Below are 12,442 nucleotides of genomic sequence, written 5' to 3'. Positions count from 1 at the left end.
TAAAATTCCTGCCCATAAAAAAGCCCCGTTAGCTTGCGCTACGGGGCTTTGCTTTCTGGCATATTTCAGCCAAGGAGCTTAGAAGCGAACTGCTGCGCCAATAAGGATGCCATCTGAGTCGACGTCTCCGCCGCCATTGATTTCAGTGCTTTCGTCAAAGATGCTTGCGTATAGCTCAACCTGCGGACTTGGGAAGAAGCTAGCATCTAGGCTGATAGCGTCGCTAGAAACGTCGCCAACATCGGTAATACCGGCACTTAAACCAAGGCCAAACATATTGTTGAAGTAGTAGGTGCCGCCAACAGAGATTTGGTAGCCGCTGTCGTCGTCAGTGTCGACATAGCCGACTGCTACGTCATAGCCAACTGAAGCACCCTGATTCAGCGCATTCACGCCGTGGAGCGTAACGTCGAGGTAGTCTACGTCAGCATTGTCGTCGTCTTCAGTAGAGTAGCTTACAACGACATCAGTTGTGTCGTTGATATACGTACCCACGCCGACACGAATGGTATCCACGTCTGCAAGTCCGGTGTCTACGGTTGACCAATCAGCTTCGATGATGAGGTTGCTGCCAGTAACAAAACGACCGCCAATATTGGTGGTTTCTATGTCGTCAGCGCCTGCAAAGTCTGGCTCGATGCTAAGAAAAGTAAAATCTACGAAAGAAGATTTGTCGAGGAAGCTGGCTTCTGCGAGTGGGCCTTTGCTGGTGTCTACCTTGTCAAAGTGGAATTCACCACCAACACCGAAACCGTCGTAATCAGTACCGCCGATTTCGCCACTGGTGTAAACGCCGCCGAGTTCAAATTGATAATCTGCGTATGCTTGACCTGCTGCTGCCAAGGCGATGGCACTTGCTAATACAATCTTTTTCATTTGAGTCACTCCCCGTAAGAACTGATCACCACGATAAATCTCGTCTGTGACACAGCTATTTCCATTGTGTGATGTTTTTATATTTTCCATATTTGATGCACCAAGATAATGCGTTTGCGTTATTTCGGTGCGATCACGGCTGAGGTTAACACAGTAGTTTGGGCGTAGGGAGTGGGGCAAGCTTGGTATTATTGCCGCAAATCTGGCCAGAAATAATTTATTTTTGGCTGCCGTAATGTTGATATTGGGCTAAGACCTCATCCATCTCTTGCTTGCTTAGTAGAGTTGGGCCGCCGCTCTGTAGACTAAAAAAATAGTTCGCAGCCAGTGCTTCTACTTCCTTTGCTAGGGCAAGCGCTTTGCCGGGGTTGCTGCCATAGGCAATTTGTCCGTGGTTAGCTAATAGGCAGGCTTTGCGGTTACGGAGTGCTTTGCTAACAAGGCGAGACAGTTCTTCACTGCCGTAGAGGGCGTAGGGTGCGCAGGGTATAGAGTCGCCCCCAGCCACGGCGACCATGTAGTGGAATGCCGGTATTTCTCTGCGCTGACACGCCAGCACAGTGGCGTAGCTGGAATGGCAATGTAGCACGCCACCAGCATTGGGGTGATCTTGATAAATTTGCCAATGCATACGCCATTCGCTGGAGGGCTTTAATTGCTGCTTGGCAATTTCCCCTTCCGGAGTGATATAGACCAAATCAGAAGGGCGTGTATTGGCGGCAATTTGGCCGGTGGCGGAAATTAGCATACCGCCATCACGGGTCTTGACTGAGACATTACCACTGGCGCCAGGGCTAAGTTGCGCGCTAGCCATGTCGTGCAAGGCTGCGACGAGCTGAGCGCGCTCCTGACGGAATTCCATTAGGCGGCGTCTCTAAGTGCCTGAATGCGCTTTTCTAATGGTGGATGAGAGCTAAATAAAGCCGCTAAGTCGGTTTTCTTTTGACTGCTGATGGCGAGCGCTGTTAATTCGCCAGGCATATCGACCGGCAATTCCTGTTGGGATTGCAGGCGTTGAAGCGCGGCTATCATATCGTTGCGGCCTGCTAGGCTGGCGCCAGCGGCATCCGCGCGGAATTCACGCCAGCGCGAAAACCACATGACAATGGTTGAGGCGAGAATGCCCAACACCATTTCAGCAATGAAGGTAGTGATGTAAAAGCCAATGCCGTGGCCGCGCTCTGTTTTAAATACCGCGCGATCTACGGTATGGCCAATAATGCGGGCAAAGAACATCACAAAGGTATTTACCACGCCTTGGATAAGGGTAAGTGTAATCATATCGCCGTTAGCGACGTGGCCAATTTCGTGGGCGAGTACGGCGCGGACTTCATTGGGCTTCATTTGTCTGAGCAGACCCTCTGACACCGCGACCAAGGCAGAATTTTTGTTCCAGCCGGTTGCAAAGGCATTGGCCTGTGGCGACGGAAAAATACCGACTTCGGGCATGCCAATACCGGCTTTTTGAGCAAGTTCGGCGACGGTTTCTAGCAGCCAGCGCTCATTGTTGTTGCTAGGTTGGGTGATGATTTGGGTATGAGTGGCGCGTTTTGCCATCCACTTAGATATAAACAGCGATACCAGCGAGCCGGCCATGCCGAATACTGCGCAGAAAACCAATAGTGAGCCCAAGTCGAGGTCAACGCCGTTTTGGGCCATGATACTTTCGACGCCAAGCAGGCTAAGGGTAATACTTGCTACTAGAACAATGGCCATATTGGTGGCCAAGAACAGTAAGATACGCATCATTTGCTAGGTTTCCGTTTAATTGATACTGCCTATTAGATGGAGTTCAATGCTCGCAGTTTCAAGTTACAGAATAAGATTTTCGTCTTTATCTGTTGCAGAAATATCGCTCTCGGAATCTTCCTGTGTAGGCTCAGTTGGCTGGTCGATGTTGTTTTCGGCGTCGCCCAGTAAATCTTCGTGCTGGCTCATAATTGGCGGGCCAGCCTCAACCTTTGGGTGCGCGGTCTCGTCGGTTTCGCATTCAAGTGGATGTGCGCGTAGCTCAATATTTTTGCTGCTTTGTTCAAATACCACATTGATTGCCTCATCGCGGTGTACCGTGCGGTACAGTACGCGTTTATCTCGGCCGTCAACCCATTCAAGTTGTTTGCTGAGGTAGTGCCCGTGCTGGTTTTGAATAACAAATACAGTTGCCATTGGTGCCTTAACTAATCGTAAAAATATGACGTGAAAAAGTGATTTTATCGCGTTTGCCGCGCAGCTTGAACTGAGACGTGTTCATCCATGCCGCTCGTCGAGCAAAACGTCTTTGGCATGATTGATTTGGCTGGCTAAAAAGTCATTGCCGCCGCGATCTGGGTGAAACTTCTGCATAAGCTTGCGGTGGGCGCTAATAATCTCTTCTTTGCTAGCGCCTTCCTCTAAACCGAGGGTGGAAAGGGCTTGCGCCTTGTTCATGGGTGCCGTAGCGGCCTTAGATTGCTCGCTGCCAGCTTTGCTCTCTTGTTTATTCGACGCTAAGCGCTGATAGGCGTATTTCAATGCTAGTTGGCGTACAAAGGGGAGTGCGCCGCCAATGACGCCGGCAATCCACGGTACTCGCCCAGTGAGTGACAGTAACACCAAGGCAGCAGCGCCAAGGCCAATGACGAGGGTCATGTAATAGGCGCGCCGCTCTTTGGCGGGCTTGAGCTGTACGAATTTCACAAAGCGGTATAAACCGTACAAAACCAGGGCGGCGAAAAGTAAACGAATAATCATCTTAATCCTTATAGCGAGGGTGCTTGTTGTTATGCCTGCCATCGCAGATTTTAGCTGTGCTAAAGTATATAGGCTTGTGGCTTACATACCCACTATTGCAACCACTTCGCCAATATGGATTTAAAAATGGCCTCTGGATTTTCCCCTGCCCAGCGTTTTGTGCTTTTTCAATCGCTCTATCAAGCCAGTCAATCAGGTGATAATAATTGGGATCAGCTTGTTGCCCTATTGAGTAAGGGGCAGCGGGCCGCCCAGCGCGCCCAGCTCGATAGTGTTGCGGCGCAGTTTGCCGATGGTCAGCGAGTGGTGATGGACGAGCTGCGAGAGGGCGGTGTTTTTCTAGAGTGGGAGTTGCAGTTCCTAAAGCTGGGGCTTGCGGTGGGGGATCTTGCAAAAATGTATCTGCGTCTTGCTGAACATTACCGTTTGCAAGCAGAGTTTCAGCAGAATTTTAGCCGCCATCTACGCTGGCCTTTGATTATCACTGCTGCGTTTGCACTGCTATTGCCGTGTTGGGGCTTGCTGGTTGGCACGTTTGATTGGGGAGTCGCTGGTCTTGCGGGTCTACTGGGTTTGCTGCCCCTTGTATTGGTATATGGTGTATTGAAGCTGGCGCCACGCTTTTACTTAATTCGGCGTGTGAGCGCAGAGCTCGGTTTGCGCTTACCGGGGCTGGGTAAGGCTTTAATGCAGTATCAAAGCTATCACTATATGAATCATTTGGCAGATTGTATTGGCGCCGGTTTTAGTTTGCCTCAATCGTTAAAGCAGTCTGTCCGACGCTTACCACAGGCGTCAATAAACAGGCGGTATTACAAGTTGGCTGCGGATGTGGAGGGGGGGGAGTTATTTTCCACTGCGTTGTTACGCAGTGGAATTCTAGAGGGGGTGACCTTGCCACCGGTGTCTAAAATGGGTGATGCCAAACAAGTGCCAGCCCAATTGGGCTTGGCTATACATCGTGTTTGTGAAGATCAGGTGGCGTTTTGGTCTGCTTATTTGCCGTGGTTATTACTGGGTTTGCTTCCGTATGTCGCCGTGCTTAATGCATGGTTTCTCGGCCGCTAAGCTGCTCCAGTTCTTTTACATAGTGGCGGCGATCTGACAACTCGCTTTCTATTGCAAAACGTTCGGTATTGCTCTGCCATTCGGCGTTTTTCAGTAATTCCCACAATTTACGACTGCATAAATTTTTTACATTCATCTCATTACTTTGCTTATTCATTCTCTTCTCCTTCGCGCTCTCTGCGCCTTCTTCCGTCATCAATATCTGTCTTACTTCGGTATTCTGTTACCGCTGACTACTATCTCTGTTGTCTGTGACAGCCTTATGACAAGACTATTTTCTTGCCTAAAAACTCTGAGATTTACTGACCGATTATGGTGCGACTTTGAAATCTTTAGTCGCGGAGGTCATCAAGATCGATGACTTCTGGTAAACCTTGGTGGGGTAAATTGCAGAAAGTCATAGTATCTTGAGCAATTGATCTTAACTATTGGTGTTAACACCTAATGTGCTGACATCCAGAGTACGCGGGGTTTTGCGAGGATTTAGCTGCCCTTACACGATTGTTCTCAATTGCCTAAATCATTCTGTAAGCCCGTGGATTAATTACTTGAACCATCTTGGGCTTGCAAATCAGACACTATGAAGCTAGCAAAGTTCGCGCCAGTAAGTAAAGTGTTTTTACTCGAAGGATTGAAATAAATATCGAGAGCTAAGGAGAGGGTAGCTCGGCGCAGGGGCCGAGCTACAATCGAAGGCTTACTTAAAAGGTGAAGCGAATTCGCCAGTAGAAGTCGGCTTCGAAAGTATCTAGATCGTCGTTGTTGCTAACGTCATCGTAGACTGGCAGTGCAGCAACAAACTCGGTGAATAGATTGTCAGAGAATTCAATTCGCAATCTTACACCAGCGTCAGCAATGGCTTGTGTGTCGCCAAAGCTGCTACTGGCGTTGTTAAACCAAGTAGCGCCGTATTCAGCGAAGATCGATGGCGATATTTTGTACTCATTCCAATTGAAGGTTTTTTCCAAGGTCGCGTTGATATAATAACCTTCGTCACCTACAAGTACGCCTGGCAGATAAGCGCTCAGGGTATTCATACCACCCAGAACGAATTGCTGTTGCTGCGGAAGTTGCTCGTCGGCAAATTGCGCATTGGCTGCAAAGGACAGCAGTGTGTCTTCCGCAATTTGCACCATGTAGCGAGCATTCGCCTGCAGTGCTAGGAACTCAGCCGTGCGGGCCGCGGGAACAACATCTGGTATGGCTGTGCCGGGGAATTGTTGTGCAAATGCGGCTTGATACTCACCGTAGTTGTCAAGCGTGCCACCATCTCCGAAGCCTGCTAGGAAATTGATTCCCATATTCAGCTGCGCTCCCGGTAGCTCTTCTGTTTTATAGCGCGCTTTTTGGTATTTCAGACCAATATCGACGACTTGATAGGTTTCTTCTAGCAGCTTGCTACTGCTGCCAGCTTGCTCGACTACTGAGTCTACGTGTTCGACTTTTTCGGTTACTGAAAGACGAGAATCTACGCCGCTGAACAGAATCTGTTCACCTCGGAATGCCGCTTGCAGGATTTCGGCGTCTAGATTAACGGTGGTGACTGAGCTTGTTATGCCACAGCCGATTAAGCCGAGTATGCAAAGGCCTGTTTGAGTTTGGGCAACTTGTGGATCTCTGCTGTACTCAACGTAAGACAGGTCGATGCCGTAAAGTCCGCTAACAAAAGGGTGGTCTATGCTAAGGCTGAATTGGTCTAGGCTATCGCCATCACGTGATTCACCTAAGTCAGCGAATGTTGTTTGGTAGGCAAGTGATAATTCAGTGCCATTTTCGAAATCGTGTTTAATACCGGCCAAACCGAAGTAGCGGCCTAAGAAGCGGCTACCCTTATTGTTTGCTTCAAGAATGAAGTCGGTGCGGTCGTAGTTTTCTACAGCGGTTTTTGTCATAACTAGGGCAACGGCATTGTTGCCTGTTTCTTGGTAAGACATGCTGTATTCGTAGCCACCGCGTTCGGCTTTAAGATTAGCTAAGATACGCGCGCGGTCAAATTCAGAGATGCTTAGGTCGCTGTCGCCTGCTAAACCTTCAAAATACGGTTGAATCTCTGCATCGCCGCGTATTTCAGATAGGGTCAGTTGCTCAACAAATACGATAACGCCGTCGCCTTCGCGTGCGTAGCGAATTCTTACTAGCAGATGACCGCTTTGATAGTAACGCTTGGTGAGATTGATAATGCCTTCAGCGGGCGTTCTTGCGCTGCTGAGAATGTTTTTGACCTCGCTGTCAGCAAGGTAGCGGTTACCTAATACCCGAACATTGGTGCCGTTAATGGTTGCTGATAGCTCTGCCGCAGCGACGGCGCTATATGCGCTGACCTGTGCTGGTGTGGCGAGTTGTGGTGGCATTACGGGGGGCAAATCGATTGCCATGGTGCTCTCCCTAAAAAGTAAAATCTATTGACCCGCCAAATGGCGGGCCGTTGAGGTCTTTATTACTTGGTGTTGATAATGGTCAGTTCTACGCGGCGGTTTTCCGCACGACCAGCGTCAGTGTCGTTATTTGCTAGCGGCTTAGCTTCGCCGTAACCCTGTGCAACTAAGCGCTCGCCATTTACGCCACGGCCAGTTAGGTAGCGTTTGACTGACTGCGCGCGATTTTGAGATAGCGTCAGGTTGTAGTTGTCGCTGCCGATGGCGTCAGTGTGGCCAGACACTTCTATTTGCTCAGCGTCTGACTGCTGAATTACCGCAACGGCCTTATCTAAAATTCTTGTCGCATTGGCAGTTAAAATCGCGCTGTCAGTTTCGAAGAACACCCCATTCAAGCGTAGCGGAGCGGCTTCGCTTAAGTGGCAACCATTGGCAAGTACGGCACTGCCAATGGGCGTATCTAGGCATTCGTCTTGTTCGTCGCAAACACCGTCGATATCGAGGTCGGCGCAACTCCCGTCACTATTTGGCTGTGGGTCCATGCCGTCGCGGTCTAGCAGGGCAAGCAGAGCTGGTTGATCAAATGGGCCATTACCTAGGCCACCTGCAAGACCGCCGTTGCTATTGCCGCCACCGCCAAGTGCGTCGTTTACAATGCCATTACCATCGCTGGTATTGGTGTCATTATTAGTGAGGGCGTCTTCTAGGCTGCCACCGGTAAGGTCGGCTACTGCGCCGTCTAGCGGATCGGTGATGGGGCCTGCCATATCTAAAATGGGTTCAGTCACTGGTGAAAGTGCATCAATCAATGCTTCGCCAACTTCATTGTCAACGACTTCTGTAGCGGGGTCTAAGCCTTGATCAAGACTGTCGATGACTGGCTCTATCGCGTCGCCAACTAGTTCAGTTACGGGTTCTAATGGTGATGTTTCGTCGCCATTGCCTTCGCTACCACCTAGCAAGTCATTGACGATGCCGTCGCCGTCAGAGGTGTTGTCATCGTTGTTGGTCAACGCATCTTCGACGCTGCCGCCGGTCAGGTCAGCAACAATGCCGTCGACGGGATCGGTAACAGGTTCTGCTGCATCAAGCAGTGGATCAACAACAGGACTTAGTGCGTCTAGTAGCGTCTCGCCAACTTGGTCATCGACGGCGTCGGTGACTGGGTCAAGCGCGGTGTCGACAGCAGAAATTAAGCTGTCAATAGAGTCACCTAGTGGGCCAGTGATGGGCTCTAATGCAGAGCTTTCTCCCGCTTCTGTTCCGCTGTCAGCGTTTTCATTACCACCACCTAACAAGTCGTTTACTAGGCCGTTACCGTCAGCGGTGTTGTCGTCATCGTTAGTTAATGCGTCTTCTAGGCTGCCACCGGTTAAGTCATTAACAATGCCATCAACAGGGTTGGTTATTCCTGCAAGGGCTTCTAACGCTGGGTGAATGACAGGAGAGAGTTCTTCGAGAATTGGCTCTACAAGTTGATCATCAACAACGTCTGTAAGTGGATCTAAGCCGGTGTCAATTGCATCAACAAACGTCACCAAGCCAGCGCCAAGTGAAACGGTAACGGTGCTAAGTGGTGAGGTTTCGTTGCCATCGCCGGCGCTGGATGAATTAGGGCCGCCGAGTAAGTCGTTAACAATCCCATCGCCGTCAGAGGTGTTGTCGTCAGAGTTTGTTAGGGCATCTTCAAGGCTGCCGCCGGTGATGTCTGCAAGTAACCCATCAACAGGGTCAGTTGCGGGCTCTAAATTTGCAAGGACTGGGTCAATGACGGGAGCTAGGGCATCCAGTAAAGGTACACCGACATTGTCATCAATAGCATCGGTTACTGGGTCTAAGGCCATGTCTACGGTGCTAACTAGATTGTCCAAAGAGTCGCCGAGGGGGGCGGTAATTGGCGCTAGAATCGAGGCCTCTCCAGCCTCTGTGCCACTGGCACTGTTAGCCGACTCACCACCGAGAAGGTCATTTACGACACCATTGCCATCGGCGGTATTGTCATCGTTGTTGGTTAGTGCATCTTCAACGCTGCCGCCGGTAAGGTCGGCGACAAGTCCGTCTACTGGATCGGTAACCGGTTCAATCGTCTCAAGTAATGGGTCTAAGCCAGGTGCAAGGGCATCTAGAATGGGTTCAAGCAATTGATCATCGACCACATCAGTTAATGGGTCGAGTCCAAGGTCTAGAGCGCTAACAAGGGGTTCTAGCGTTGCGCCCAAGCTTGCGCTAATAGAGCCAAGCGGAGAAACCTCGCCTGCTTCGGTGCCGCTGCCAGGCACTTTGGGGCCACCAAGTAGGTCGTTAACAATGCCATCACCATCTGCGGTGTTTTTGTCGATATTCGATAAAGCGTCGCTCACGCTGCCGCCAGTAAGGTCGGCAACAATGCCATCAATCGGATCAGTAATGGGTACTAGCGCGCTGAGTAGTGGGTCAGTGACGGGCGCGAGCGCACCTAATAAAGGAACACCGAGTTGATCGTCAATAGGATCAGTAAGCGGGTCGAGAGTGATATCGATCGCGTCCACTAATGGAGCTAGTGAATCACCGAGTGGTTTAGTAATTGGAGCAATTATGGATTTGCTGTTTTCAACGCCTTTTGGATTTCTAGGGGCAAGCAAGGCGCCGATATTGACGATTCTGGTGAGTTCTTGTGCGTTTACAGGCGCGCTTACTGTTAGGTTGGCTGCAGCCGATAATATGATTACGGACGCGAGTCCTGTAGGCGGTCGTAAATTCATCATATTTTTCATCCTGAGTAGTCAATAGAGCCGATTTCTATGCAGTTGGTTACTGTTAGTAACCAAATTGGGTGTGGCTTAGGTTTTGTGGTGTGCATTATAGATGTGCACTTATCTCAGTATAAGCACATATTGTGTGAATAATGTGTCGTGGTGAGTGGTATTTTGTGATGTGGGTCACAGGAATTTCTGAAATTCGACGATTTGCTAAAATGTTACCGATAAATCTAACGCCAATTTTAAGCTTTGATGCTCAAAACGGAAATGGGCTTGCTTAAGTCCATTTCCGTGTTCACCGTGTATGCCTTTAAATATTTTTATTATTCAAAGTGCGAACTTGGTTTAGCTATCAATAACCGCGTCAACAAAGTAGTGATCTACACCATTAACACGCTCTTTAACTAAGCCGTGACAGTCTGTTTCAAACCCTGGGAAGCGGGAATTAAAGTCACGCACAAATTGCAGATAGCGAACGATGGTTTTATTAAAGCGTTCGCCGGGTATTAGTAGCGGGATGCCTGGTGGATAGGGTGTCACCAGCATCGCTGTAATACGGCCTTCTAATTCATCAATAGCAACACGCTCTACTTGGCGGTGAGACATTTTTGCCCAAGCGTCGGCGGGGATCATCGCCGCTTCCATTTTGGACAAATACATATCGGTAGTGATGCGGGCGAGATCGTACTCTTTGTATACATCGTGAATATTGCTACACAAGTCGCGCAGCCCTACTTTGTCGTACTGGGGATATTTGGCCGCGAATTGCGGCATTACCCGCCACAGCGGTAGATTTTGATCGTAGTCATCTTTGAATTGCTGTAGCTCGGTTACCATCGAGTTCCAGCGGCCCTTGGTGATGCCGATAGTGAACATGATGAAGAAAGAGTACATGCCGGTCTTTTCAATGATGATGCCGTGCTCAGCGAGGTACTTGCTAACGATAGACGCTGGAATACCGATATCGTCAAAGTTGCCATCCACGTCCAAACCAGGAGTGATGATGGTTGCCTTGATGGGGTCGAGCATATTGAAGCCAGACTCGATCTCGCCAAAGCCATGCCAGCTGTCGTCGGAGTGAATGACCCAGTCGTCGCGATCGCCAATACCCTCTTCGGCAAGGGTTTCTGGCCCCCACACGCGGAACCACCAGTCGTCGCCATAATCGGCGTCGACTTTTCGCATGGCGCGGCGGAAATCCAGTGCTTCTAAAATAGATTCTTCTACTAATGCCGTGCCGCCGGGCGGCTCCATCATTGCTGCAGCCACGTCGCAAGACGCGATAATGGCGTACTGCGGGCTCGTAGAGGAGTGCATTAGATAGGATTCATTAAAGCGGTGGGTATCAAGTTTCCGCTGGCTGCCATCCTGCACCAAAATTTGTGAAGCCTGAGAAAGCCCTGCCAGTAATTTGTGGGTCGATTGAGTGGCGAAAACCAAGGTGTCGTCGGAGCGTGGGCGGCCGGCGCCAATCGCATGCATATTGTGATAGAAGGTGTGGAAGGCGGCGTGCGGCAGCCATGCTTCGTCAAAATGCAGGGTGTCTATGGTCGAGTCGAGAATGTCTTTGATCTCTTCGACGTTGTACACAATCCCATCGTAGGTACTTTGGGTAATGGTCAGGATACGTGGCTTTTTGTCTTCAGCATGACGGGCAAAGGGGTGGTCTTCGATCTTTTTCCGTATTGCCGCTGGATCAAACTCACTCTTTGGAATGGGGCCAATAATGCCGTAGTGATTGCGCGTAGGCATTAAGAATACCGGAATCGCACCGGTCATTATAATGCTGTGCAAAATTGATTTATGGCAGTTGCGGTCTACCACCACGATGTCGCCTGGAGCAACTGTTGAATGCCAAACGACTTTGTTTGAGGTAGATGTGCCGTTAGTGACAAAGAACAGGTGGTCGCAGCCAAAAATGCGCGCGGCATTGTTTTCGCTGGCGCTAACGGGGCCGGTGTGGTCGAGCAGTTGACCGAGCTCTTCCACCGCATTACATACGTCGGCACGTAGTAGGTTTTCGCCGAAGAACTGATGGAACATTTGCCCCACAGGGCTCTTTAAAAATGCCACGCCGCCGGAATGGCCGGGGCAGTGCCAAGAGTAAGAACTGTCGCTGGCGTAGTTCATTAGGGCTTTAAAAAATGGCGGTGCAAGCGAGGATAGATATTTATTGGCCTCGCGAATTATGTGTCGAGCAACGAATTCTGGGGTGTCTTCAAACATATGAATGAAGCCGTGCAGCTCGCGCAGAATTTCGTTGGGAATGTGTCGAGAGGTGCGGGTTTCGCCGTAAAGGAAAACCGGAATGTCGGTATTGCGTTGACGCACTGCGGTCATGAATTCGGCGATGGATTCTAATGCCTGGCTAACGGTCTCGTCGCTGCCGTCGCCAAACTCTTCGTCGTCGATAGACAGTATAAAGCAAGAGGCGCGGCTGGCCTGCTGGGCAAAGGCGGTGAGGTCGCCGTAGCTGGTCAGTCCAACTATCTCCATGCCCTCTTTGCTGATGGCATCGGCAAGATCGCGAATGCCTGAGCCTGAGATGTTTTCTGAGCGAAAGTCTTCGTCAATAATGACAACGGGAAAACGAAATTTCATTTATTTGGCCATTGTTGGTTTTCGGCTACACCCAGACTTGAGCTGGGCTCGTTT

Annotated in this window: 10 protein-coding genes; 1 reads left to right on the top strand and 9 read right to left on the bottom strand. The window is 50.0% G+C overall.

The features are described 5' to 3' along the window. Positions 1–78: 78 nt before the first annotated feature. The 5 genes from C0068_RS09685 to C0068_RS09665 all read right to left on the bottom strand — a co-directional run bounded on the left by C0068_RS09685 (position 79) and on the right by C0068_RS09665 (position 3,606). Positions 79–876 (bottom strand): putative porin, encoded by a 798-nt coding sequence (locus C0068_RS09685; RefSeq protein WP_158249967.1) that lies wholly within the window; start codon positions 874–876, stop codon positions 79–81. A 217-nt stretch (positions 877–1,093) separates the two neighbouring features. After that, a complete protein-coding gene (locus tag C0068_RS09680) occupies positions 1,094–1,738 on the bottom strand; it encodes a class II aldolase/adducin family protein (protein ID WP_103684300.1) in 645 nt (214 codons plus the stop codon). Then, complete coding sequence (gene htpX / locus C0068_RS09675) at positions 1,738–2,625, bottom strand: protease HtpX (protein ID WP_103684299.1); 888 nt, start codon at positions 2,623–2,625, stop codon at positions 1,738–1,740. Before htpX ends, C0068_RS09680 begins: the two co-directional genes overlap by 1 nt. 63 nt (positions 2,626–2,688) lie before the next feature. Next, on the bottom strand, positions 2,689–3,042 hold the full coding sequence (locus C0068_RS09670; protein WP_103684298.1) for a hypothetical protein: 354 nt from the start codon (positions 3,040–3,042) through the stop codon (positions 2,689–2,691). Between the two features lie 81 nt (positions 3,043–3,123). Next, the gene (locus tag C0068_RS09665; protein ID WP_103684297.1) at positions 3,124–3,606 is read right to left on the bottom strand and encodes a DnaJ domain-containing protein; all 483 of its coding nucleotides are present in this window, start codon (positions 3,604–3,606) and stop codon (positions 3,124–3,126) included. Positions 3,607–3,732: 126 nt separating this feature from the next. Between C0068_RS09665 and C0068_RS09660 the strand changes: the two genes are divergently transcribed. Continuing rightward, positions 3,733–4,674, top strand: a complete 942-nt coding sequence (locus tag C0068_RS09660; protein WP_103684296.1) for a type II secretion system F family protein — start codon at positions 3,733–3,735, stop codon at positions 4,672–4,674. On the opposite strand, the gene C0068_RS09655 is transcribed toward C0068_RS09660, so the two are convergent. From C0068_RS09655 to C0068_RS09640, 4 genes are all read right to left on the bottom strand, one after another. Further along, the gene (locus C0068_RS09655; protein ID WP_103684295.1) at positions 4,649–4,831 is read right to left on the bottom strand and encodes a hypothetical protein; all 183 of its coding nucleotides are present in this window, start codon (positions 4,829–4,831) and stop codon (positions 4,649–4,651) included. The two genes, C0068_RS09660 and C0068_RS09655, sit on opposite strands and share 26 nt — an antisense overlap. A 544-nt stretch (positions 4,832–5,375) precedes the next feature. Beyond that, the gene (locus C0068_RS09650) at positions 5,376–7,049 is read right to left on the bottom strand and encodes a ShlB/FhaC/HecB family hemolysin secretion/activation protein (protein WP_103684294.1); all 1,674 of its coding nucleotides are present in this window, start codon (positions 7,047–7,049) and stop codon (positions 5,376–5,378) included. Positions 7,050–7,111: 62 nt separating this feature from the next. Continuing rightward, complete coding sequence (locus C0068_RS09645) at positions 7,112–9,793, bottom strand: OmpA family protein (RefSeq protein ID WP_158249966.1); 2,682 nt, start codon at positions 9,791–9,793, stop codon at positions 7,112–7,114. Positions 9,794–10,132: 339 nt separating this feature from the next. Further along, positions 10,133–12,388, bottom strand: coding sequence for an arginine/lysine/ornithine decarboxylase (locus tag C0068_RS09640; protein ID WP_103684292.1), 2,256 nt, complete (start codon positions 12,386–12,388; stop codon positions 10,133–10,135). Positions 12,389–12,442 lie beyond the last annotated feature (54 nt).

The organism is Zhongshania marina (assembly GCF_002915595.1).
Classification (GTDB): Bacteria; Pseudomonadota; Gammaproteobacteria; order Pseudomonadales; family Spongiibacteraceae; genus Spongiibacter; species Spongiibacter marinus_B.
Note: the sequence above shows the minus strand (reverse complement) of the source record. Positions and strands in the feature narration are given on the sequence as shown.